This is a genomic window from Peptoniphilus rachelemmaiella (genome assembly GCF_943169845.1).
GTDB lineage: Bacteria > Bacillota > Clostridia > Tissierellales > Peptoniphilaceae > Aedoeadaptatus > Aedoeadaptatus rachelemmaiella.
On record NZ_CALPBW010000005.1, the window covers coordinates 95,360 to 118,354 of the forward strand.

23 protein-coding genes are annotated in these 22,995 nt (G+C 51.2%); 3 read left to right on the top strand and 20 right to left on the bottom strand.

What is annotated here, in order from left to right:
• Positions 1–7: 7 nt before the first annotated feature.
• The 20 genes from asnS to hflX form a co-directional block, all read right to left on the bottom strand.
• On the bottom strand, positions 8–1,396 hold the full coding sequence (asnS, locus tag KO087_RS03465) for an asparagine--tRNA ligase (RefSeq protein ID WP_215507807.1): 1,389 nt from the start codon (positions 1,394–1,396) through the stop codon (positions 8–10).
• Positions 1,377–2,702, bottom strand: coding sequence for a replication-associated recombination protein A (locus KO087_RS03470; protein ID WP_215507750.1), 1,326 nt, complete (start codon positions 2,700–2,702; stop codon positions 1,377–1,379). Before KO087_RS03470 ends, asnS begins: the two co-directional genes overlap by 20 nt.
• 5 nt (positions 2,703–2,707) lie before the next feature.
• Complete coding sequence (gene nrdR, locus KO087_RS03475; RefSeq protein WP_215507753.1) at positions 2,708–3,169, bottom strand: transcriptional regulator NrdR; 462 nt, start codon at positions 3,167–3,169, stop codon at positions 2,708–2,710.
• A 54-nt stretch (positions 3,170–3,223) separates the two neighbouring features.
• Positions 3,224–4,315 carry a cell division protein FtsZ gene (gene ftsZ, locus KO087_RS03480; RefSeq protein WP_215507755.1) on the bottom strand — a complete coding sequence of 364 codons (1,092 nt, stop codon included), beginning with the start codon at positions 4,313–4,315 and terminating at the stop codon, positions 3,224–3,226.
• Between the two features lie 107 nt (positions 4,316–4,422).
• The gene (locus KO087_RS03485; protein ID WP_215507757.1) at positions 4,423–5,358 is read right to left on the bottom strand and encodes a cell division protein FtsQ/DivIB; all 936 of its coding nucleotides are present in this window, start codon (positions 5,356–5,358) and stop codon (positions 4,423–4,425) included.
• Entirely contained in the window at positions 5,355–6,452 is a 1,098-nt protein-coding gene (murG, locus tag KO087_RS03490; RefSeq protein ID WP_215507759.1) for an undecaprenyldiphospho-muramoylpentapeptide beta-N-acetylglucosaminyltransferase, read from the bottom strand. The genes KO087_RS03485 and murG overlap by 4 nt, the downstream gene beginning before the upstream one ends.
• A complete protein-coding gene (locus tag KO087_RS03495) occupies positions 6,449–7,546 on the bottom strand; it encodes an FtsW/RodA/SpoVE family cell cycle protein (RefSeq protein ID WP_215507761.1) in 1,098 nt (365 codons plus the stop codon). The genes murG and KO087_RS03495 overlap by 4 nt, the downstream gene beginning before the upstream one ends.
• Before the next feature lie 7 nt (positions 7,547–7,553).
• Entirely contained in the window at positions 7,554–8,864 is a 1,311-nt protein-coding gene (murD, locus tag KO087_RS03500; RefSeq protein WP_215507763.1) for a UDP-N-acetylmuramoyl-L-alanine--D-glutamate ligase, read from the bottom strand.
• A 9-nt stretch (positions 8,865–8,873) separates the two neighbouring features.
• Entirely contained in the window at positions 8,874–9,833 is a 960-nt protein-coding gene (gene mraY / locus KO087_RS03505; protein WP_215507765.1) for a phospho-N-acetylmuramoyl-pentapeptide-transferase, read from the bottom strand.
• A 14-nt stretch (positions 9,834–9,847) separates the two neighbouring features.
• A complete protein-coding gene (locus KO087_RS03510; protein ID WP_215507767.1) occupies positions 9,848–12,022 on the bottom strand; it encodes a PASTA domain-containing penicillin-binding protein in 2,175 nt (724 codons plus the stop codon).
• A 139-nt stretch (positions 12,023–12,161) separates the two neighbouring features.
• Entirely contained in the window at positions 12,162–12,569 is a 408-nt protein-coding gene (locus tag KO087_RS03515; protein WP_215507770.1) for a hypothetical protein, read from the bottom strand.
• 13 nt (positions 12,570–12,582) lie between these two features.
• On the bottom strand, positions 12,583–13,515 hold the full coding sequence (gene rsmH / locus KO087_RS03520; RefSeq protein ID WP_215507772.1) for a 16S rRNA (cytosine(1402)-N(4))-methyltransferase RsmH: 933 nt from the start codon (positions 13,513–13,515) through the stop codon (positions 12,583–12,585).
• Positions 13,516–13,523: 8 nt separating this feature from the next.
• A complete protein-coding gene (mraZ, locus tag KO087_RS03525; protein ID WP_215507781.1) occupies positions 13,524–13,955 on the bottom strand; it encodes a division/cell wall cluster transcriptional repressor MraZ in 432 nt (143 codons plus the stop codon).
• Between the two features lie 122 nt (positions 13,956–14,077).
• Entirely contained in the window at positions 14,078–14,857 is a 780-nt protein-coding gene (gene lgt / locus KO087_RS03530) for a prolipoprotein diacylglyceryl transferase (RefSeq protein WP_215507783.1), read from the bottom strand.
• A 1-nt stretch (position 14,858) separates the two neighbouring features.
• Positions 14,859–15,500 (bottom strand): deoxyribose-phosphate aldolase, encoded by a 642-nt coding sequence (gene deoC / locus KO087_RS03535; protein ID WP_215507785.1) that lies wholly within the window; start codon positions 15,498–15,500, stop codon positions 14,859–14,861.
• Positions 15,487–16,128 (bottom strand): TIGR01906 family membrane protein, encoded by a 642-nt coding sequence (locus tag KO087_RS03540; protein WP_215507787.1) that lies wholly within the window; start codon positions 16,126–16,128, stop codon positions 15,487–15,489. Before KO087_RS03540 ends, deoC begins: the two co-directional genes overlap by 14 nt.
• A complete protein-coding gene (locus tag KO087_RS03545; protein WP_215507789.1) occupies positions 16,125–16,868 on the bottom strand; it encodes a YebC/PmpR family DNA-binding transcriptional regulator in 744 nt (247 codons plus the stop codon). Before KO087_RS03545 ends, KO087_RS03540 begins: the two co-directional genes overlap by 4 nt.
• 46 nt (positions 16,869–16,914) lie before the next feature.
• Entirely contained in the window at positions 16,915–17,619 is a 705-nt protein-coding gene (gene nadE / locus KO087_RS03550; protein WP_215507791.1) for an NAD(+) synthase, read from the bottom strand.
• Entirely contained in the window at positions 17,603–18,295 is a 693-nt protein-coding gene (locus KO087_RS03555) for a YigZ family protein (RefSeq protein ID WP_215507793.1), read from the bottom strand. The genes nadE and KO087_RS03555 overlap by 17 nt, the downstream gene beginning before the upstream one ends.
• On the bottom strand, positions 18,288–19,553 hold the full coding sequence (gene hflX / locus KO087_RS03560; RefSeq protein ID WP_215507797.1) for a GTPase HflX: 1,266 nt from the start codon (positions 19,551–19,553) through the stop codon (positions 18,288–18,290). Before hflX ends, KO087_RS03555 begins: the two co-directional genes overlap by 8 nt.
• Positions 19,554–19,646: 93 nt before the next feature.
• On the opposite strand from hflX, the gene KO087_RS03565 reads away from it, so the two are divergent.
• The 3 genes from KO087_RS03565 to KO087_RS03570 all read left to right on the top strand — a co-directional run.
• Complete coding sequence (locus KO087_RS03565) at positions 19,647–22,508, top strand: transglycosylase domain-containing protein (RefSeq protein ID WP_215507798.1); 2,862 nt, start codon at positions 19,647–19,649, stop codon at positions 22,506–22,508.
• A gap of 55 nt (positions 22,509–22,563) precedes the next feature.
• A complete protein-coding gene (locus tag KO087_RS09540) occupies positions 22,564–22,698 on the top strand; it encodes a hypothetical protein (RefSeq protein ID WP_285814620.1) in 135 nt (44 codons plus the stop codon).
• Between the two features lie 68 nt (positions 22,699–22,766).
• The coding region (locus tag KO087_RS03570; protein WP_215507801.1) for a transposase at positions 22,767–22,995 on the top strand (229 nt) is incomplete at its 3' end.

Genomic DNA, 22,995 nt, shown 5'->3' on the forward strand with positions numbered 1-22,995 from the left:
CGCCTTTCTAAAACTCTGCATTGCCGACGGTCCGCGGGAAGGGGATGACGTCGCGAATGTTTTTCATGCCGGTAATGTACATAACAGCTCGCTCAAATCCCAGTCCGTAACCGGAGTGAACCACGCTACCGTAGCGACGAAGGTCCAAATACCAGCTGTAGCTTTCTTCGTCCAGACCGAAATCCTTTAATTTTTCGACGAGGACATCCATTCGCTCTTCCCGTTGGCTGCCGCCGATGATTTCGCCGATGCCTGGCACCAAAAGGTCCATGGCGGCGACGGTCTTCTTGTCTTCATTTTCGCGCATATAGAAGGCCTTAATTTCTTTCGGGTAGTCTACGATGAAGACGGGCTTTTTGTAAACTTCTTCCGTAATGTAGCGTTCGTGTTCCGTTTGAAGATCGATGCCCCAGTTCACCGGGTACTTAAATTCGTGATCGCTCTTTTCCAAAATCTCAATGGCTTCCGTGTAGGTGATCCGAACAAATTCCGATTCAACCACATTTTTCAGGCGATCGATAAGGCCTTTATCGATAAAGGAATTGAAAAATTCCATTTCTTGAGGCGCGTGTTCGAAAACGTAGCGAATAATGTACTTAAGCATATCTTCCGCCACATTCATATTGTCTTCTAAATCGGCGAAGGCCATTTCCGGCTCGATCATCCAAAATTCCGCCGCGTGGCGTTGGGTGTTGGAGTTTTCAGCGCGGAAGGTGGGTCCGAAGGTGTAGATGTTTCTGAAGGCGGTGGCGAAGGCTTCCCCTTGCAGTTGACCGCTGACGGTAAGATTCGTATGTTTGCCAAAGAAGTCTTCACTGAAATCCACTTTGCCTTCGTCGTCTTTCGGGGGATTGTTCAGATCCAAGGTGGTAACTTGGAACATTTCCCCTGCCCCTTCGGCGTCGCTGGCCGTAATAATCGGGGTGTGAACGTAGACGAAGCGACGTTTTTGGAAGAACTCGTGCACGGCAAAAGCGATTAAGCTACGCACCCGGAACACCGCTTGGAAGGTATTGGTGCGGGGACGAAGGTGGGCCTTGGTCCGTAGATATTCAAAGGTGTGGCGTTTCTTTTGCAGAGGATAGTCACTTTCTGCCAAGTGTTCCGGCGTGATTTTTTTCGCGTGAATTTCAATGGGTTGTTTTGCTCCCGGGCTTTCAACCAATTCCCCTTCCACGCAAATGGAGCTGTAAATAGGGTATTTGGCGATTTCCTTAAAGTTTTCGATGTCCGATTCATAAACCACTTGAATGCCGTCGAAGCCGCTGCCGTCGGAGAGTTGAATAAAGCCGAAATTCTTCGAATCTCTGGAGGTTTTCACCCAACCTTCCAACACCAAATCTTGGCCTAAGTAATCTTTATAGTTCTCTAATACTTCACGAATTTCCACTGGTATCCTCCTGTTTGATCTCTCTTAAATAAGCGGCGAGCTTTTTTTCGTAGCCTCTTTCCGTCGGTCGATAGTAGGTTTTTTCGTTCATATCCAAGGGCAGGTACCGCTGCGGCACATAGCCCGTGGGGTAGGCGTGTGGGTAGCGATAGCCTTCGTGTGGATCCATGGGCTGATGCTGATCCCGCAAGTAAGGCGGGATCACAGAGCCCACGCCTTTTTTCACATCACTCATGGCTTCCCCGATGGCCAGGTAGCTCCGATTGCTCTTCGGCGCCGAGGCCAAATAGGCCGCCGTTTGCGCCAAGGGGATTCGCCCCTCGGGCATGCCGATGATTCGAAGGGCCTCGAAGCAGGCAACAGCTAAATTTAACGCGTGGGGATCCGCATTGGAAATGTCTTCCGAAGCGGAAATAATCATGCGCCGGGCGATGTATTCCGGTTCTTCGCCTCGATCCAGCATTTTCGCCATATAATAAATGGCCGCGTCGGGATCCGAGCCGCGAATGGATTTTATAAAGGCGGATATCGTATCGTAGTGATTGTTTCCGTCTCGGTCGTAGGCTTGATTATTCGTCATAGACGCATCGGCCAGATCCTGTGTCGTAATGTGGATGCGCCCCGCCTCATCCGGCGGCGTGCTCAATACCACAATCTCTAAAAGATTCAGGGCGTATCTTCCGTCGCCGTGGCTTAAATCGATGAGCCCCTCCAATGCACCGGCCTCGAAGGCCACCTCTTCTTTTCCGTAGCCCTTCTCGTCGTCACTAAGGGCCCGCATTAAAAGTGCTTTGATGGCATCGTCGTCTAAGGGATAGAGCTGCACCACCTGCAATCTGGAAAGCAAGGCGCCGTTCACGTAGAAATAGGGATTTTCCGTGGTGGCGCCCATTAATATGATCTTTCCCTTTTCCACATAAGGAAGCAGCACATCTTGTTGGGACTTATTGAATCGGTGGATTTCATCTAAAAACAAAATCGTCTCCCGACCCTGTGCCCCCAGCCTCTCCTCGGCCTCTTCCAGCACCTTGCGAAGCTCCTTCACATTGCTTGTGACGGCAGATAAGGGCACGAAGGCCCGATGGGAATCCTTCGCCATGATCTCGGCCAAGGTGGTCTTACCGATGCCCGGCGGCCCGTAAAAAAGCAAAGAGGGCATAAAGCCCGATGCCATGAGCCTGTGAATGTATTTGCCCGGGCCGATGACGTGTTCTTGGCCCACGTAATCCTCAAGGGTTTCGGGCCGCATGCGCTGGGCCAGGGGCGCGCTTTTTTCTAAATGATTTTCCGCTTGAAATGAAAACAGATCCATAACAATCAGTCCGTTTTCTTTTGCCGCAACGCTTCCAGCTCCGCCATGAAGCTGTCGATGTCTTGGAACCGGCGATACACAGAGGCAAAGCGGACATAGGCCACTTCGTCCAAATCTTTCAGCCGTTCTAAAATCATTTCGCCGATTTCATCCGATGAAATCTGCTTGACCATCTTCGCTTCCAGCGTCATTTCGATATCATCCACCGCCGCTTCCATGGCTTCCAAAGGCACGGGGCGTTTCTCACAAGATTTAATCAGCCCTTTTAAGATTTTATTGCGATCGAAGACCTCGATGCCGCCGCTTTTTTTCTTCACGGTCATGGGCACGACTTCTACCTGTTCATAGGTCGTGAATCGTCTGCCACAGGCCATGCATTGACGTCTGCGCCGAATAGAGGCGCCTTCTTCTGTGGGTCGGGAATCCACGACCTTCGATTCTTGATGTTGACAATAGGGACAGCGCATGATTCACCTCCTAAACGAGAAAAGACGTATCCTGAAGGATACGTCAAAAATCTCTTATCTCATTCTGCGAAGAAAATCCGGGATATTTAACTCATCATCCTTATTTTTCTTGGCGGATCCTGTTTTTTCTTCTTTTTTATCGTCGCCTGATCCGACAAAGCTCTTGCTTGTTTTTTTCGGTTGAACATCGCGATCATCGCCGAATTCCGTGGCGATCACCGTGATCTTTACTTGATCCTTTAGGGACTCGTCGATGCCGGCACCGAAGATAATGTTGGCTTCTTCGTCTACGGTGGAGCGGATCAAATCGGCGGCTTCATTCATTTCAAACATACCCAGGTCGTTGCCTGCCGTAATGTTTAATAGTACGGACTTGGCGCCTTCGATGGATGTTTCCAAAAGGGGACTTTCTACGGCATTTCTTGCCGCTTCCGTGGCGCGATCGTCGCCGGAGGCGTAACCGATACCCATGTGGGCGATGCCCTTGTCGTGCATAACGGTCTTTACGTCGGCGAAGTCAAGGTTAATGACATTGGGAACGCTGATTAATTCGGAAATCCCTTGGATCCCTTGTTTCAAAATTTCATCGGCCATTTGGAAGGCTTGGGAGAAGGTGGTCTTCTTATCGGAAATGCTGAAGAGGCGATCGTTGGGAATGATGACCAATGTATCGACTTTGCCTTGTAATGCATCGATGCCCTTTTCCGCTTGTTTCATGCGGCGAGCGCCTTCAAAAGCGAAGGGACGGGTTACGACGCCGACCGTAAGGGCACCAAGTTCTTTCGCTACATCGGCAATAATCGGAGCCGCACCGGTACCGGTACCGCCGCCCATGCCTGCCGTAATAAAGACCATGTCCGCGCCTTCGAGGGCTTCTCTGATTTCATCCAGGCTTTCTTCAGCGGATTGTTCGCCGATTTCCGGATTGGCGCCGGCGCCTAAGCCTTTGGTTACCTTTTCGCCGATTTGAATTCTCGTTTCAGCCAGGGAATTTTTAAGTGCTTGGCGGTCGGTGTTTACGGCAATAAACTCGACGCCTTTCACCCCTGCATTAATCATGCGGTTGACGGCGTTGTTACCGCCACCGCCGACACCGGCTACTTTAATTTTTGCAAATTCTTCGTGATCCATATCAAAATCCAACATATTACTCCTCCTAGTCGCGCACAATGGGCCTTTAATATCATATCAATTGATTCTATTTTATAGACAAATAGCCTACAAGTCAAGATGCCTTCACGGCTCAATCTACCTTATTCAGCGGCATCTGTGGCTTTCGACGGTTCTCGCTTTTCATCGTTGCGGGCATCAGGGTCTTTTTCGGTTTTTTTGACTTTGCCGCCTTCATCCCTTTTATCTCTTTCCGCCTGCTTTTCCCCTTCTTCTTCGAAGGAAGCTTCATTTTCCGGCGCCTCCTCTTCGTCTAAAGACGAGGGCTTCACCGCCACCGGATGATCCCCCTGATCCAGATAGATCTCGCGGTAGTCTTCGTTTTTCGCCTTCATTTCTTTGCGGATTTCTTCCAGCTGTTTCGTCTTATATTCCGCATCGTCAAAACTGGAGATATGCACCATGGTTCCGTCGGAAAAAGCCACGCGCATACCACGATCCAAAATGGAGACGGTGTGAATGTCTTTCTTCATTTCGGAGGCAAACAAGGTCTTAATCATGTGAATCTTTTTTCCGTTGCCCGTGCTTTTAAAGGCCACTTGGCCCATGCGCACCCCATGGGTGACGACGCCGGTGATCTTCGGCAAATTGGGATCGTAGGAGCGGGTGGTCTCCAGGGCGCGGAAATCATCGTTGACGAGAATGTAGCCTTCGCCGCTGTATAACTGGGCGAAGGGCTTTTCCTCTTCGATGGAAATGGTGAGGGTATGAGGAAAGCTGAGCCCGATATGGGCCTCTTTAACATAGGGAATTTGTTCCAGGCGATTTTTCAGCTGCTGCTTATTTAATCGGAAGTAGCTTTTGCCCATGAATTCGCGGGCGATTTTCACTACGGTGTTTTTGCTCACGGCTTTCGTGCCGGCGACTTCCACGTCTTTCATGGCCGTAAATCTCGAAAAGCCGAAGAGGCCGCCGATGATGATGGCTAAAACGAGAACCAGAGCGATGCGCCGATTGCGGTATTTTCGCTGCAGTTTCTTTTTTCGCCGCGGACGTTTTCTCGGTTTTTCAGGCTTCATGGCGTCACGAGTCCTAAAATCGCCTCGGCAATGGCATCGGTGCCCTTGGTGTTGACCATGTGGTAGGCGTTGGCGCCCATTTCACGCCGCTTTTCCTCGTCGTCTAAAAGGGATTCCACCGTGCTCAAAAGCACGTGGCCTGTGAGCTCATCTTCTTCGATGACCACGGCCGCACCCTTTTCTTTATAGCTCATGGCGTTATGGTATTGGTGATTGCCCGCCGTGTATGCTTTAGGAATCAAAATGGAGGGCAGGTGCATGGCACTGATTTCCGCCAAAGTCATGGCCGATGAGGATGCCACCACCAAATCGGCTACGGCCAAGTATTCCGGGATTTGATGGGAGTAATCCAAAATGGTGTAAGAATCTTCGTCCACATCGCTCATGCGATGGGTGAAGTCGTCGTAATGTTCTTTTCCCGTAATATGCACCAAGTGGAAGTTTAAGTGCGGGTGTTTTTCCATGATTTCAAGTACGGCTTCATTGGTGGATTCCTGTCCGCCGCTGCCGCCGAAGGAAAGGACCAGGGGCTTGTCTAAATTGTAGCCTACGGCTTCTCTTCCCGTCTCTTCGTCGATTTTTTCAAAAGAGGCGCGAATGGGATTGCCGGTGTAAAGTTTTTTTGTATGTTCCGGAAAATATTTTTCCGCTTCTTGAAAGCTGTAGGCGATTAAATCCACCCGCTTGGCGAGCAGGCGATTGGTTTTTCCCGGATAAGCGTTTTGTTCCTGAATCGCCGTCTTAATGCCCATGTTCTGTGCTTTCAACACGATGGGCGCACAGACATAGCCCCCCGTGCCTACGACCACATCGGGGCGAAAGTCTTTTATAATCTTTCCCGCATCGCGCAGGCCGTGGAACAATTCCATCATGGTCATAATGGATTCTTTGTTGATTTTCTTTCTGGGAAGACCCTGGATGTGTACCGGCGCAAAGGGGATGTTGTATTTGGCCGCCAGCTCTTCTTCCATGCTGTCTTTTTTTCCCACGTACAGAAATTCGATGCTGTCGTCTTTCTTTTCCATGGCTTCTTTAATGGCGAGGGCCGGATAGATATGACCGCCGGTTCCGCCGCCGGACAAAATGACTTTCAATGTAATTCTCCTTTTCTCGATAATCTAAGCAGTATGCCGCTCATGCCCATGACCAAGATCAATGCCGTGCCTCCGAAGGACACATAGGGCAGGGTAAGGCCGGTGACGGGTAAAATCCCCACGGCCACGCCCATATTGAAAAAAGCCTGGAAGCCGATGGAGAGAAAGATCCCCGTGGCGATGAGTTTTTCGTAAAGGCTTTTTTGCTTCAACGCCGTTAAAAACCCGCGATGTATAAACAAGGCAAAGAGGGCAATGACTACCGTGGTGCCGATAAAGCCGAATTCTTCGCCGATGACGGCAAAAATAAAGTCGTTGTAGGCCTCCGGCAGGCGATCAAACACTTCGTGGGAACGAAAATAGCCGATCCCCGTCACCGATCCCGTGCCGATGGCGTAAAGGGAATGGGCCAGTTGCCAGTCGGTGTTGGTGATGTCGTCGAAGGGATGAATGAAGGATGTCAGTCGCTTCATGCGGTAGGCCACGCGAAATACAAAAAGGTACATAAAGGCGAGGCCCATAGAAAAAATGCTGATAAATTCGGCGAGATTCATGCCGGAGATAAAAAACATGCCTAAAAGGCTAATGGCGATGACCATGGCCGATGAAAAGTCTTCTTTCATAACGATGACCACGGACAGCCCGATCACGGTGACAATGGGAATAAAGCCGCCTTTCTTCCTCTTTCCCCGGTGAAGCACGCAGAGATTCGCCGTGTAAAAAATCGACGCGTATTTTAAAATGTCCGCCGGCATAAACTGAATGTGGGTGTGGGGAATGGCGAGCCAGCGGGTGGCGCCGTTGACATTTACGCCGAGTTTGGTGTAGAGGGCGGCGCAAAGGGCCATACTCACGACCCACATGGGAAAGGCCAGGCGCTGAAATACCTTTAAGGGCACGACATAGCCCGCGCCGGCCGCCAACGTGCCGACGATGACAAAGGCGATGTGGCGCTTTAGGTAAAAGGAACCGTCGCCGTGGTCGGCGAGGCCGCCGGTAAATGAGCTGGACGCCACCATAAAGATGCCAATGACCAAGAGGGAGACCATGGCAATAAGCAGGCGCGGATCAGCGTATTTTCGGATTCGTTCCATGGTTTTATCAGCCCCATTTCTCCCTTACAATTTGTTTAAATTCATCGCCCCGCACTTCGTAATTGGGGAATTGGTCCCAAGAGGCGCAGGCCGGAGAAAGCAACACCGCCTCGCCGGAAACCGCCCGATCCATGGCCGCCTCCGTGGCCTCTTTCATGGTCTCAAATTCCAAGACCTCTTTCACGCCGGCTTCCAGGGCTTCTTCTTTAATGACAGCCTTGGTGGCGCCGTAGACATAGAGGCAGGCGATGGCATCGGCGTGTTTTTCAAAGAGGGCTTTAAAATCGCTTCCCTTGTCAAAGCCGCCGGCCAGTAAATGAATGGGCTTCGATAAACTTGCCAGAGCCACGTCGGTAGAATCGGGATTGGTTCCCTTGGAGTCGTTGTAGTAGTCTACGCCGTTAAAGGTGTCCACAAATTCCATGCGGTGGCTGACGCCGCGATAGTTCATCAGCGTCTTTTTAATGGATTCCACGTCTACGCCGAGAACGTAGGCGCAAAGGGCCGCCTCCAGGGCGTTTCTTACATTGTGATCCCCCACGAGCAGCATGTCGCTGCGATTCATGAGAAAGACCTTCTCCCCTTTTAGGGACAGGTACAGGGCCTCTTGATCCTTGAAGGCACCGTCTTGTTGGACGGGTGTGGTGCTTACCACCAGCGCCTGATCCATTTCTTCGCCGATCATGGCTAAGTAAGGATCGTCGATATTTAAAATGAGTACATCCTCATCCCGTTGATTGGCAAAGACTTTTTCTTTGCTCTTTCTGTAGGCTTCCACGGATTTGTGGTGATCCAGGTGGTCTTCCGTAATATTGGTAAGTATCGCCACTTTCGGCCGAAAATCCAAGGTGGTTTCCAGCTGAAAACTGGAGCATTCGATAACTAAGTAATCGTCTTTTTTTGCCCGCTTCGCCAAGGGCAAGACGCCGACGCCGATGTTTCCGCCTACATAGGCGACTTTTCCGCCGTCGATTAAAAGATGGTACAAGAGATCCGTGGTGGTTGTCTTTCCGTTGGTTCCCGTGACGGCAATGAAATTTTCGCAAGCACTCAGGTGATAGGCCACCTCGATGTCCGAAATAATCGGCACGCCTTTTTCCGCCAGGGCAGGCAACAGGCCGCTGTCCAGGGGAATCCCCGGGCTTTTTACGACGAAATCAACCGCTTCGCCGTCGTAAAAGGGCAATTCGTCTTCGACTAAATCCACGCGGCTTTTGTCGTCGTCGTAGACGTAAAGGGTATTGTCCGCCTTCAATGCGTCGATGGCGCTTAATCCTGTGGTACCTAATCCGTAAATTAATATGTTTTTATTTTCCATGACACGCTCCTAAAAAATCAAGAAGTAACTTATGATGCAAAGGATCAGCTCCACCACCGCAAACATGGCGACGATTTGCACTTCCCTCATCCCCTTCTGCTCGAAATGGTGATGAATGGGGCTCATAAGAAAAATTCGCTTTCCCCTCGTTTTAAAGGAGATGACTTGTAAAATGACGGACAGGGTTTCGATAAAGTAAATGCCGCCGCAAATGGGAAGGAGCAGGGGCAGGTTCAAAAGGATGGCGATGGCGACCACGGCGCCGCCCAAGGCCAGGGAGCCCGTGTCCCCCATAAATACTTTCGCCGGGTATTTGTTGTAAAACAAAAATCCCAAGAGGCCGCCGGCTAAAGTCAAGCTGAATAAGGCGATGGCATATCGTCCCATTTTGGCACTGACTAAGGCGAAAAAGAGAAGGAGAATCGTCGTTACCGTGGAAGACAGGCCGTCTAAGCCGTCGGTTAAGTTCACGGAGTTCACCGTGCCCACGACGACAAATATAATAAAGGGAATAAAGAACATGCCGAAATCCACGGCGCGCATGGTCCCCGGAAGGAGCACGGCGGTGGTTAAATTGTCGGAGCGAAGAATAAGAAAATATAAAAGCACGGCGATAAAAATTTGTGCCAGGAGCTTTTGCAGGGCCGTAAAGCCTAAATTCCTTTTATTGACCACTTTCAGGTAGTCGTCGATAAAGCCAACGAGGGCGAAGCCCAGGGTGGAAATAAACAGCACGACCACTTCGTAGGTCATATTTTTCGTAAGAAGGGTCCCGAGAAGGGCCGCCGTGAGAAAGATCACCCCGCCAATGGTGGGCGTACCCGCCTTGGACAGGTGACTTTGGGGGCCGTCTTCTCGAATTTCTTGTCCTGCGTGTAATCTTTGTAATAGGGGAATGAAAATTTTCCCGCCGATCATGGCGAGAATCCATCCCGTCACCAGGCTGATTACTCCCGTGACTATACTCATGCTTGCCTTCTCCTTTAATTGCTATGGCCCTTTCTGCGGGCTCTGTTCGTCTTTTCTTTCGTTGCGGTATTCCCGTTGTTTGTATTGTTTTGCTTGTCGGATTTCTTGTCATTGACATCGGCTTCAAATCGAATATGGATTTTTTCGCCCTTAGGCAAAATCTCGCCGGCCAGGGGCTCTTGGCTCACCACCGTGCCTTCCCCTTCCAGTACATAGTCCAATTTGGAAGACTCCAGAATCTTTTCCACTTCTTTTTTCGTCTTCCCTTGGAAATTGGGCACACTGCGCTCTTTCCCGTCGTTGGGATCGATTTTTAAATCCACAATGGTGTTTTCGTCCACTTCCGTGCCGGCTTCCGGTGCCTGTTTAATGACCATGCCGAAGTCGCCGACATTTTCAGAGGCCATGTTGAATTTAAGTCCAGCATCGGTTAATACCTTTCCGGCATCTTCCAAAAGCATGTTCTTTACATCGGGCACGATGACTTTCTTCACTTTTTTCGATTGATCGCTGCCTGTCGGCGTCACGTCCCCTTCCTGCAGAGCCGCCGCCATAATTTCTGATGCGATGGGCGCCGCTACGGTGCCGCCGAAGTAATCCCCTTCAGGTTCTTCCACAATGACCAGTACCGTGTACTTAGGATCTTCGATGGGTGCCACGGATACAAAGGAACTGATGTATTTATCCTTTTCGTAGCCGCCGGTATCCGATACCTTGCCTGCGGTTCCGGTCTTTCCGCCAACATGGTAGCGATTCACCGCACCCATGGTGCCCGTGCCGTGATCGACGACGTGCATCAGGAGGGTGCGCATGGTTTCGCTGGTGGATTCGCTGATAACCTGGCGACGGACGGTGCGTCCTTGTTTTACCAGGACATTGCCGCTTACGTCTTGAACTTCATCAACGACGTAGGGCTTTAAGAGGTAGCCGCCGTTGGCCACTGCGGAAATCGCCGTTACCATTTGAACGGGCGTTACGGCAATGCCATGGCCGTAACTCATGGTAGCGAGACGCGCCTCGTTGATTTCTTTGACGCTTTTCGGGACGATGCCTTTTTGTTCCGCCGGCAAGTCGATTCCCGTCACTTCGCCGAAGCCGAAGGCTTGAATGTATTTAAATAGTCCTTCCTTCGAAAGCTCTCTGGCGATGTTTACAAAGGTCACATTACAGGATTCGGAAAAAGCCTTGTCCATGGTAATGTCCCCGTGGGGATTGGGAAGGGATGTACAGGTAATGGTTACACCGGGAATGTCGCGGACATAGCCCGTGCAGTAATAATGCTTTTTCGGATTGGTGGTGTTTTCTTCCAGCGCCGCCGCGGCCGTAATGGTTTTAAAGGTACTCCCCGGCTCGTAGGTGTCGCTGACGGAAAAATTCCGCCAATTGTCGAATAAAATTTTCGCCTGTTGCTCGCTTTTTAAATCCTTCCATACAGCCTTTTGCTCTTTCGTCGTGGGGCTGTAGGGGTGATTTAAATCGTAATCATCGGTGGAGGCCATGGCGCGAATGGCGCCGGTTTGCGTATCCTGCACGATGGCCGTCATGCGATGGGCGTGCTTTTTTTCTTGGTGGGTATCTAAACAATCTTCCACTTTTCGTTGCAAAGATTCGGAAATGGTCAGCTTTAAATTGGCGCCGGCCTGAATGGGCAATTGATTGTTTGTTTTCTTGCCGAAAGTTGGCGCGAGGCGCAAAACATCGTCGTAATACTTTTCGATGCCATAGCGGCCGTCTCCGTCTTTTGCCGCAAAACCGATGACCAAAGAGGCCAAGTCGTTGTTGGGATAGGTGCGGGCTTCGAAATCTTCCACCACGACGCCGGGTATGTCGGAGTCTTTCAGGCGCAAGGCCACGGAGCGCTCCACATTTTGCTTCAACGGAACGTGGCCGCTTTTTTTCATGCGCGCATCAAATTGCGCCTCGGTCATATCCAGGGACTTCAGGGCGAAGCGTTTCAGCTTCTGCACTTCCTTCTCCCTGTCTTTCGCTTTCGCCAACACCCTCGTATCTACATAGATGTCGGATTTGCTGATGTTGGCTGCTAATTTATTTCCGTCGGCATCAACAATCAAGCCCCGCTCAGGCTTTACCACGCCTTTTGTCGTCGATGCCAGGGCTTGGCGCGTTAAATTATCGGAATCGAAAATTTGCAAATAGCCTACGCGCAACCACAAAATAAAAAAGAGCAAGAAGAGAAACGCATATAGAAACGCCACTTTTCTGTCCATCTTCCGAAGATGGTTCAAAAGAAATCGACGATTCCTACTTCTCTTCCTCACTCTTTTCGTTTGTTTCCTATTCTGCTCCCCCACAAGAGCCTCCCACTATTTATTTAAAAATGTGCAGTACCGAGATCATCGGATTCAGGTAGACGTTTTCGTTGACGTCATTTTCTTCGTTGCGTACCTTGACGTCGATGTATTTTACCTGATCGTTATCGGGATAGACCATCCCGAGCTGAAACTTTGCTTTTTTCATCATCTCGTCTGAATTTTTTATTTCATCTAAGTCGGCAATCATGTCCCTATGGGTTTTGTCCATGTCGACCAAGGCCTTGTTCTGTGTTTCTATGGCCGCATTTAAAAGGGCGATATGCGTATGGGCCTTCAGCTGCAAACAGGCGGTTATCCCGAGCATACAAAGAATCATCCCGATAAGGGCCGAACGGGAAACCCACTTCCGCTTCTGCCCTTTCGCGGGCCGCCGCCGGGGACGTTTATTTTCGACTCGTTTCATTATAACACTCCCCTTAAATTTTTTCAGCTATACGTAGCTTTGCCGAATGGGCCCGATGATTTCGCTTTAATTCTTCATCCGATGCTGTCACGGGCTTTCTGGTTATGATTTCTATTTCACGCTTCTTGCCGCAGGTACAAATGGGTTGCCTCGGCGGGCAGATGCAATCTTTATACAGATACTGAAAGCTGTTTTTCACGATTCTGTCTTCCAGGGAATGGAAGGTGATGATTCCCAGCCTTCCGCCGGGCTTTAGAAGACGAACCATGTCCGGAATGGAAGATTCCAAAACGTCCAGTTCCCGATTCACGGCGATGCGCAGGGCTTGAAATGTTTTTTTCGCCGGATGACCGCCCTCTTGGCGCACTTTTTTCGGAATGGCCTTTTTTATGACCGACACCAGTTGGAAGGTGGTGGCAATGGGCGCCTCTTTTCGCTCTTTTACGATAAATTGGGCGATGCGCTCGGCCCAACGCTCTTCCCCGTAGCTCTTTATGATTTTCGCCAGGTCTTTTTCGCTGTAGGTATTCACGATGTCTGAAGCCCTTAAGGATGCGCTTGTATCCATGCGCATATCCAGAGGCCCGTCGAAGCGATAACTGAATCCCCGCTCCGCCGTGTCAAATTGATGGGAGCTTACGCCGATATCCAGCAAAATCCCATCTGCTTTTTCAATATGTAAAGCCTTTAAAATGGCCGGCATATCGACGAAGTTTCCCTTCACAAGCTGAAAATTTCCGCCAATGCTCTCCAGGTGCTTTCTCGCAGCCCCAAGGGCCGCGTCGTCTTGATCGATGCCGATCAAAAGGCCGCCTTTAAGCCGCTTTAAGATTTCGCCGCTGTGGCCCGCACCGCCTAAGGTGCCGTCGATATAAATGCCGTCGGGATGAATCTTTAGCCCCTCGATTACCTCGTTCATTAAGACGGGCTCGTGTTGAAATTCCATGTTCCCTCCTAAATGCCGAGATCGGATAATTTTTGGGCGATTTGATCGTAAGACAATGCGTCGTCGTCGGTGTAGTCGTTCCAAAGGGTGTCAGACCAAATTTCCATGCGAGTGCCGACGCCGATAATCACCGCGCTACCGTCTAATTTCGCATAATCCGTGAGATTTTGCGGAATGCGCACCCGGCCCTGCTTGTCCAGCTCGCCGTCACATGCGCCGGAGAAAAAGTAGCGAACGAAGGCGCGGGCGTCTTTATTGGTGAGAGGCAATGTCTTCAGCTTCTCTTCCATGCGGCGCCACTCGTCCATGGGGAATAAAAAGATGCACTGATCTAAGCCCTTGGTCATGACGTAGCCGTCACTGATGCCTTCGCGAAATTTCGCCGGCAAGACCAAGCGCCCTTTTGCATCCATGGTGTGTTTTACTTCACCGAAAAACATAGCGCCCCCATTTGAACCCTTTTCTACCACTTTCTCCCACTTAACTATATTTTACACCATTTTATTGGGTATTCAAGCACAAATTAAAAAAACCACCTAAAAAGGTGGTTTCCTTGTCTGATTTATTCCTTTGTCGATGATTTCCCGTCGATTAAGGTATAATCTCCGGTCTTTTTGCCCTTGGATTGTACCAACAGCAAGAGAATGCCAAGGGTGATGCCGATGATGCTCACCACTTGCGCCGTGCGCAGCGGCCCGATGTAGAGGCTGTCCGTGCGCAACCCTTCAATAAAGAAGCGACCGATGCCGTATAAAATCATGTACGCCCCGGCCAGTTCGCCGGAAAAACGCCGCTTCTTCGACAGATAAAAGTAAAGAAAGAGGAAAATCCCCACATCCAACATGGATTCGTAGAGAAAGGTGGGATGGACCATTTGCCCGCCTACATTAATCGCCCAGGGAACGGTGGTCACGCCGCCGTGGGCTTCGCCGTTCATAAAGTTTCCCCAGCGGCCAATGCCCTGTGCCAGGACGACGCCGGGGGCCAGCATATCGAGCAGTTCAAAAAAGCTGATTTTTTTCGCGCGGCAGTAAATAAATATGGCTAAGGAGCCGCCGATGAGGCCGCCGTGAATGGCCAGGCCGCCGTTTCGTATGGCGAGCACCTCGGATAGATGGGCGCTGTAATATTGCCACTCAAACAAAACGTAATAGGTCCGGGCGCCGATAATGCCCAGGGGCAGGGCGAAAATGCTCACATCCACCGCCGCCTCTTTGGGCACGCGTGGATTTCGCTCGATGAGCTTTTCCGCAAAAAAGATGGCGAGCAGAGCGCCTGTGGCAATAAAGATGCCGTACCAGCGCACCTCCAGGCCGAAGAGGGTAAATGCCACGGGATTCATTTTACTCTCCTACGATGGCGATGGATTTCGACGCGCCGATGCGGCTCGCTCCGGCGGCGATCATGGCTTCGGCGGTTTCTCTGTCGCGAATGCCGCCGCTGGCCTTTACGCCCATCTTGTCGCCGACAACTTCGCGCATGAGCTTCACATCGGCTGTCGTGGCGCCGGCTGTGGAAAAGCCCGTGGATGTCTTCACGAAATCCAAGCCCGCTTCCTTGGCAAGGGCGCAGGCCTTCTTCTTTTCTTCGTCGGTGAGAAGGCAGGTCTCCAGAATCACCTTGACCACGGCTTCTTTCGCCGCTTCCCTCACGGCCTTCATGTCTTCCAAGACCAGATCGTAGTCGCCGCTTTTTAATGCGCCGATATTCAGCACCATGTCGACTTCCTCTGCGCCGTTATCCACGGCTTCCTTCGCCTCAAAGGCCTTCACGGTTTTCGTGTTGGCGCCCAGGGGAAAGCCGATTACCGTGCACACCTTTACAGGTGAATCCGCCAATCGCTCTGCCGCCAGAGATACCCAGCAGGGTTCAAGGCAGACCGAAGCAAATTCATGGGCCTTGGCTTCGTCGATGACCCGAATGACTTCGTCTTTCGTGGCATCGGGATTCAGGATGGTGTGATCGATCATTTTATTTAATCTCATGTTTACTTCCTTTCAATAAGGCAAAGGAGCCCATTACAATGAGCCCCGCCGCCACGATCAAGCCGATTCGCTTGACCATGCCGAAGAAAAATGGCTCGGGGAGCATTTGGATCATCAGATCCGTGGCGGGATCCATTTGCCATAACCTGTTGGAGAAAAAGAGGGTGTGGAAGGTGTACCAAGCCTTGGTGAAATTCACGGCGACCATGGCCGTTAAGACGAGAAAGGTGGCGATCAAGACCAAGGTGGCCCGGCCGACGCTTCTCAGCCCTTCTCTGACACCGAATCCTTTCGCCAAGCCGCAAAATCCGGCCAAAGCAATGACTGCCGCCGCCACCGAAAGTTTGCGCATCAGGTGAAACAGGGCGTAGACATCCGCCATATGTGCCAATTCGTTCTGATTAAAATAAGGCTTCAACACCCGATTGTCGCCCCGCTTTAAATAATCGCGGAGCCCGTCGGAGATTTTGTCCAATTCATGCAAGGACTTTCCCGTTTCTTCAGGAATTTTATTTTCAATCATCTGCCGATGGTAGTACACTTTATTTCCGCTGATTAAATCCGTGGCCGTGCCGAACAGGAAAAAGACCAGGCAAATGGCCACAATCGCGGCTAAAATAGGCCTCATTCGTCGTCTTCGTCGTCGTTTTCCCAATTGTGAATGACTTCTTGTACGTCGTCGTTTTCTTCCAACTGGTCGATAAGCTTCGCCATTTTTTTGCGATCTTCCGGATCATCTAAGACCGTGGTGGTTTGAGGCAGATAGGTGATTTCGGAGATGACGAATTCATAGCCCGCTTCTTCCAAATTTTTCCGCACGGTTTGATAATCCTCCGGGGAAGTAATGATTTCGATGCCGCCCTCTTCGGTGCGAATATCTTCCGCACCGGCTTCGATGGCATCCATTTCCACAACTTCCGGATCCATGCCCTCTTTGATTTCGATGCCCAATTGGCCCTTGCGATCGAAGAGGAAGGAAACGGAGCCGTCGGTACCTAAATTACCGCCGTGTTTGTCGAAAGCGTGGCGCACATCCGGTGCCGTGCGATTGCGATTATCCGTCAAACATTGCACCATGACGGCGATGCCCGAAGGGCCGTAGCCTTCGTAGGTGATGGATTCAAAGTTGCCGGCGTCGCCTTCGCCGGCTGCCTTTTTAATGGCGCGCTCGATGTTGTCGTTGGGCATGTTTTCGGCCTTGGCGCTGTCGATGGCCGCCTTCAGGGCGGGATTGTAATCCGGATCGTCGCCCCCTTCTTTTACGGCGACGGCAATTTTTCTCGCCATTTTCGTAAAGATCTTGCCGCGCTTGGCGTCGGCCTTTCCTTTTTTATTTTTTATGTTGTGCCATTTCGAATGTCCTGACATGATAACCTCCTTTATTCATAACGCTTAATTATAACACGCACCCTACTTATCTTTCAAACCTCGGCGGCAATGCCCGCTTGTGGGCACTGGTTTGGTGGCGACGGGCAATGGCCTCTTTGTGCTCGCCTTCGTTGTTTCCGCGAACGGCACGATCCAACTCGGCGTAGGTAAAGCCCATGTCGTCTTCATCGGTTTGACCGGCATAAAGACCTGCCGTGGGTTTTTTCTCGATGACTTCTTTTGGCAGGCCCAATGCCTTGGCCAGTTCCACCACTTCCGATTTCACAAAGTCCACGATGGGCATTAAATCGCAGGCGGAATCGCCGTATTTGGTGAAGTAGCCGATGTAGTATTCGCTGGCATTGGAGCAGCCGCAGACCAAGTAGTTTCTGTCTTGGGCGTAGTAATACAACGTGGTGGTGCGCAGGCGGGGCTTCACATTGGCCTTTGCCATGGCCACGTCGCTTTCAAAGGACGCATCTACGAGGGCGTTAAAGGTGTTCGTTAAATCCACTTTTTCGACATTGAGGTCCAAGCTTTCCGCCACGATTCGAGCGTCTTTTTCATCTTGAGGATTGGAGTCGATGGGCATGATAATCCCCAGGGCCTTGTCGCCAAAGGCGCGCTTGGAAAGACCCGCCACCACGGCAGAGTCGATGCCCCCGCTTAATCCGAAGACCACGCCGTCGGCATGGGCTGCGGCCACCGTTTCTCTCATCCATTGAACCACTGCATCAATCTCTTGCTTCATCATTTCCTCCGTAAATAAATTGTTCGTATGCCACGTCATCTACGAGGAGCTTTCCTTCATAGACCGGGCGTTCAGTTTCTTTTTCTTCTATTATATCAACTTCGCCGGATGTGGCGTCTTGCAAATAAGATTCAAAGGCATCTTTCCCCGACAAATACACCGTCGTCGTCACCTGCACCTGATCACTGAAGGCCGAATCTAATAGGGGATAGCCACGCTCCCGCATGTAGTTTTCGATGGTGCCGTGGGCGGTGTAAGCGTAGCGAAAGGTAATGTCTACGGCTTCGTGCATTTCCACGATTTTCGCATCGATTAATGCCTCCGATGTTGCCGTGGAGTAGGCGCGGATCAAACCACCTGCGCCCAATAAGGTGCCGCCGAAGTAGCGGGTCACGACACAGACCACGTTTCTAAGGTCATTTCGCTTCAGCACTTCCAGAATGGGTGGTCCCGCCGTCTTTTGGGGCTCGCCGTCGTCGTCGTATTTTTGAATCAGCCCTTCTTCGCCGATAATGTAGGCGGTGCAGTTGTGGGTGGCGTCTTTTTCCTTTTCGCGAATCGCCGCGATAAAAGCCTCCGCCGCCTCTTTCGTCTCGGCATAAGCCACCCGGCCGATAAATTCGGATTTCTTTTCGATTAGCCGGCTTTCGCCCTTTCGATAGACGGTTTTATACATAGCGCCTCCTTACATAGGCTTTCATTCGGTCATAGGCGCGCTTCGGCAAGGTCGCCGTCATGCACACGCCGTCGGCGTCGTATTCCAAGCGCTCCACCGGGTAATTGGCTTTAATGGCTTCCACCCGATCCATTTCATGAAAGGTAAATTTTAAATCCACTTTCACGTAAAGGCCTTCCACTTTTTTCTGAACGGCTTCGTAAAAATAATCGAATTCCCTATCGTGCTTGCAGGATCCGTAGATGACCGTCTCCTCCGCCGGCATGAAGGGCAGTTTCTTTCCCTCCATTAAATCCTTTTTGTTGACGAAGAGCAGACTGGGTACGTCGGCGGCGCCCAGGTCATTTAAAAGCTTGCGCGTCGTTTCGTAGCGAAGGGACGCATCTTCTTGAGAACCGTCGATGACGTGAACGATGAGATCGGATTCTCTCAGCTCTTCCAAGGTGGTGTGAAAGGCCTCAACCAAGGTGGTGGGCAGGTTTGAAATGAAGCCGACGGTATCCGTAACATAAACCACCAATCCGTCGGGCAGACGAATGCGTCGGGTGTCGGGATCCAAGGAGGCAAAGGGCATATCCTCCACGTACACTTCCCGCCCCTTGGCGTTGGATTCTCTCAAGAGTCGGTTCATGACCGAGGACTTCCCCGCATTGGTGTAGCCCACCAAGGCGATGGCGGGCACCTGTGAATGAATGCGATTTTTTCTGCCCGTATCGCGGATCTTTCGCGCCTGTTTCAACTTTTTCTTCACCCGCTGTATATCTCCTGAGATGCGTCGGCGGTCGATTTCCAGTTTCTGTTCCCCGGGGCCTCGGGTGCCGATGCCGCCGCCTAAGCGGGAGTAGTTTTTCTTGCCGATTAAGTGGCTCTTTCCGTATTCCAGCTGAGCCAAATAGACCTGGAGCTTGCCCACGTCGGTTTTCGCACGCGAGGCAAAAATATCCAATATCAGGGCCGTGCGATCCAGCACATCCACTTCCAGCACCTTCTCGATTTCACGCATTTGAATGCCGGAGAGGCTTTGATCGAAGATCACAAGATCCACCTCTTCCGCCCGCACGAAATCCTTCAGTTCCTCGAGCTTGCCCTTGCCCATGAGGGTCGCCGGATTAAAGGCGCGCACCTTTTGCTCCATGGATGCCACCACATGGCCGCCTGCCACTTTCACCAGGGCGTTTAATTCCCTTAAACTTTCCTCATAATAATTCTCGGATCCGTCGTAAACCGACGCCGTCACCACTTTTTCTCTTTCTTCCATGACGCCTCCTGCCTAAGCTTCTTTTTAAATATACACAACCTTCCACTTCTACGCAACAATGGCCCATGATATAATGACAAAAAGGGGGTCTCTATGGGGATTAAACATACACTTCGCCGCAAAAAAACATGGCAAATGGTTCTTGCAGCCATACTGTTTCTTCTTGTGCTCTTGGCGGGCATCGTGGCCATTTGGATCGTATCCATACTGAAAGATCTGCCGCCGGTGGATTTCAACGACTTGACTACGTCCATTCCGCAAACATCATACATAGTAGACGCCGAGGGCAATCCCATCGACGAAGTGGATCCCTCCGTCTTCAGCGAAAATATTTCCGTGGATCACGTGCCGGATCATGTGAAAGAGGCTTTTCTCGCCGTGGAAGACCGGCGCTTTTACCTCCATCACGGCTTGGACCTGCGCCAATTGGCCGCGAGCATCCTGGCCAATGCGAAAAGCGGCGCCATCGAGCGGGGCGGCTCCACCATCACCCAACAATTGGTGAAGAATGTTTATTTAAGCGGCGAGCAATCCCTTGACCGCAAAATCAAAGAAGCCTACCTCACCTTGGGCATGGAGCAGAAACTCGATAAAGACGCTATTTTAGAAGCCTATCTAAATCGCGTGGACCTGGGCTTAGGCAGCCAGGGCATCGAAGCGGCATCAAACGCCTACTTCTCCAAACACGCCAAGGACCTTACCGTGGAAGAAGGGGCTCTCTTGGCGGGGATCGTGAAGTCTCCCGCCACTTACCAACCCATTAAACGGATTCCCGCGGAAGAAAACGACACCACCGGCGTCATCGCCACCCAAAAAATCGGCGATCACAGCTACGATTTAGTAGAAAATCCCCGCGCCGCAGAACGCAAAAAAGTAGTGCTTCGGGCCATGGCCCAAGCCGGCTACCTCACCTCCGAGGAGGCGGACAACTACGCCCAAATCCCTATCTCTTTTCTTCCCAGAGAAGACGCCCCCGCCCCCTACTCTTCCTACGTGGCAGACGTGATTTCCGATGAAGCCGCCCGCATTCTTTCCAAGACGCAAAGGATCGATAAACAGGCCGCGGAAAAAATGGTGCGAGAAGGCGGGCTTACCATCCAGGCCACCATTGTAGGCGACTTCCAGAAAAAAATGGATGCCCTCTACGATAAGTACCCCGCCCTCATCGCCCGGGGTAGAAGTCGAGGCGCAAACTTTGTCGACTTTACCACCGACGAGAAAGACCGAATGATCGACAACGAAGGGCGCGTGCTCTACTACGCATACGACGGCCTTTTCGACGAAAAAGGCAATATGCATCTTCCCGCAGGGGCCTTTACGAAGACGGATCAGGGCTTTGAAATCGACGGCGAATACTTTACGGAATCCAAGGGGAATATTCTTTTAAAAAATCTCTATTATACAGACGAAAACAACAACCTCCGCACCATGGCCGGTGCCGGAACCCTGTTTCAGGCAGGAGACTTAAAAGATCCCGACACCCTTCTGCTTCAAGGCGATCTCTACGAAACCTATAAGGACGCCATTCAAGTAACGGAAGATGCGCTCATTCTCCCCGCGGATCTGTTTCTCCTTCCGGCAAAGGGCAGTCTGCAACCCCAATCGGCGGCGATTATTGCCGATAATGCCACCGGCGCCGTCGTGGCCCTGGCCGGCGGCAACAACTTAAAAGATCCCGCCCGCCTTCGCTACAATCACCTGACGAGCAAGCGACAACCGGGCACCGCCATCGTGCCTTTAACTACCTACCTCGCCGCATTGAGCTGTGGCGACACGCTGGCCACAGCCTACGACGACACGCCCATGCGCATAGACGGAATCATTTGGCCCAATGTGGATTCTTTTTACGGCTACGACATTCTGGCGGACAGTGCGGCAAACAATCGCTTGGCCATTAGCGGAAAGATTTTGGAACGCTATGGCTACGATCCCATTCTGAAAAACCTGAATCGCCTTGGCCTTTACAAGGGAGAGCGGCAAGACGATGCAGTGAAGACGCCGAAGGAAAATACCAAGCGCCACGACATGACCTACGATGCCATGGCGGCGGGGAATTTCGTCGACGGCTTGGATCTCATGGCCCTTACCAATAGCTACGCCCGCATCGCATCGCCCATTGATTCGAAAAACTACACGGTTCAAAAAATTACCGACCGCAAAGGCCATGTCCTTTACGAGCACGGAAAAACGGCATCGAAAAATCAACCCATCGAAGACGTGCTTTTGCGCTACGCTTTAGCCCGTTCGCCCCTGGCCAATTCTCTTCGCGCCGCGGGATACGATACCTTCGCCGTCTCGGGAACGAATAAATACAACGCCGACTACTTCGCCATCGGCGCCACGCCTCGCTACACGTACGGCCTGTGGATGGGCAATGATTTACAAAAAATTGCCTTGGCCGGCGATCGCTCCCTCATGGAAAGCTTTTACGCCTCCCTCGTCGCCATTCCCGACGACCGAGAAACTTGGGCACTGCCTGCGGGCTTCGAAATGCATGAAGTCAGCGACAAAACCGGCCTCTTGGCCACCACCTACGCCCGGCGCGCCCACTCTACGGTGACCCTGCCCTTCGCACCGAACACGGCGCCGACAAAGGAAACGCAGAATTATACGCGCAAGCTTATTTGCTCCGTCTCCGGGCAATTGGCCTCCACCTACTGCCCCTATGAAACCATTACCTACGGTTATTACTTTGTGCGGCCGAAAGGCTACGACCCGAAAGCCTTCGACGGCATCGTGCCCAAAGATTACTACACCCTTCCCACAAGTCATTGCCAAGTGCACACCAAGGAATGGTACGATGCACAAAATCAAGAAACTGACGACGAGGATCAAGACAACGAAAACAACAGCCGTCAAAATAAAACCAATGGGCACAACAAAACCAACCGTCAAGACAAATCCGGCGATCAAAGAAAGACCCAACGGCAAAGCCAATCCGGCCGTCGCCGCTAGGTACTTGCGTAAATCACATGCCTTACGGGTATGGTCATAGTAGAAGGAGGCAGTCATGAAACTATGGAAAATCGTAAGATTTTTGGCACTGTCTAAAGGTGCCAAAGCATTAAGAAAAAAACCGGTGCGCAAAGCGGCAGCAAGCTTTGTAAAAAGTTACGCTTTGTGGAAATACATTCGCAGAAAATAAAAGCAGCCCTCGCCATGCACTGACCCCCAAAAGTTGGACCAAGAAATCCAACCTTTGGGGGTCTTTTAATGGCAAAATATAGTTATGAATTTAAGAGAAAAATTGTTGAGGAATACTTGGACGAAAAAGCAGGTTATAGAATCCTGGCTAAGGAATACCAAATTAGCTCTTCGTTGATCAGACGCTGGGTGAACAATTACAAACAATTTGGCGATGAAGGCTTAATGCGCTCTAGAAATAATCGTGCGTACAGTGTAGAGTTTAAGTTAGAAGCTATCACACGCTACGAAACGAGCG

What these genes read in the sequence shown, in the direction of transcription:
- KO087_RS03545 (WP_215507789.1), bottom strand. Translation starts at nt 16,868, where the DNA reads ATGTCAGGACATTCGAAATGGCACAACATAAAAAATAAAAAAGGAAAG.
- KO087_RS03565 (WP_215507798.1), top strand. Translation starts at nt 19,647, where the DNA reads ATGGGGATTAAACATACACTTCGCCGCAAAAAAACATGGCAAATGGTT.
- lgt (WP_215507783.1), bottom strand. Translation starts at nt 14,857, where the DNA reads ATGAATCCCGTGGCATTTACCCTCTTCGGCCTGGAGGTGCGCTGGTAC.
- hflX (WP_215507797.1), bottom strand. Translation starts at nt 19,553, where the DNA reads ATGGAAGAAAGAGAAAAAGTGGTGACGGCGTCGGTTTACGACGGATCC.
- KO087_RS03515 (WP_215507770.1), bottom strand. Translation starts at nt 12,569, where the DNA reads ATGAAACGAGTCGAAAATAAACGTCCCCGGCGGCGGCCCGCGAAAGGG.
- ftsZ (WP_215507755.1), bottom strand. Translation starts at nt 4,315, where the DNA reads ATGTTGGATTTTGATATGGATCACGAAGAATTTGCAAAAATTAAAGTA.
- nrdR (WP_215507753.1), bottom strand. Translation starts at nt 3,169, where the DNA reads ATGCGCTGTCCCTATTGTCAACATCAAGAATCGAAGGTCGTGGATTCC.
- nadE (WP_215507791.1), bottom strand. Translation starts at nt 17,619, where the DNA reads ATGAAGCAAGAGATTGATGCAGTGGTTCAATGGATGAGAGAAACGGTG.
- KO087_RS03555 (WP_215507793.1), bottom strand. Translation starts at nt 18,295, where the DNA reads ATGTATAAAACCGTCTATCGAAAGGGCGAAAGCCGGCTAATCGAAAAG.
- mraZ (WP_215507781.1), bottom strand. Translation starts at nt 13,955, where the DNA reads ATGTTTTTCGGTGAAGTAAAACACACCATGGATGCAAAAGGGCGCTTG.
- murD (WP_215507763.1), bottom strand. Translation starts at nt 8,864, where the DNA reads ATGGAAAATAAAAACATATTAATTTACGGATTAGGTACCACAGGATTA.
- KO087_RS03470 (WP_215507750.1), bottom strand. Translation starts at nt 2,702, where the DNA reads ATGGATCTGTTTTCATTTCAAGCGGAAAATCATTTAGAAAAAAGCGCG.
- KO087_RS03485 (WP_215507757.1), bottom strand. Translation starts at nt 5,358, where the DNA reads ATGAAGCCTGAAAAACCGAGAAAACGTCCGCGGCGAAAAAAGAAACTG.
- mraY (WP_215507765.1), bottom strand. Translation starts at nt 9,833, where the DNA reads ATGAGTATAGTCACGGGAGTAATCAGCCTGGTGACGGGATGGATTCTC.
- rsmH (WP_215507772.1), bottom strand. Translation starts at nt 13,515, where the DNA reads ATGGAATTTCAACACGAGCCCGTCTTAATGAACGAGGTAATCGAGGGG.
- deoC (WP_215507785.1), bottom strand. Translation starts at nt 15,500, where the DNA reads ATGAGATTAAATAAAATGATCGATCACACCATCCTGAATCCCGATGCC.
- KO087_RS03540 (WP_215507787.1), bottom strand. Translation starts at nt 16,128, where the DNA reads ATGAGGCCTATTTTAGCCGCGATTGTGGCCATTTGCCTGGTCTTTTTC.
- KO087_RS09540 (WP_285814620.1), top strand. Translation starts at nt 22,564, where the DNA reads ATGAAACTATGGAAAATCGTAAGATTTTTGGCACTGTCTAAAGGTGCC.
- KO087_RS03495 (WP_215507761.1), bottom strand. Translation starts at nt 7,546, where the DNA reads ATGGAACGAATCCGAAAATACGCTGATCCGCGCCTGCTTATTGCCATG.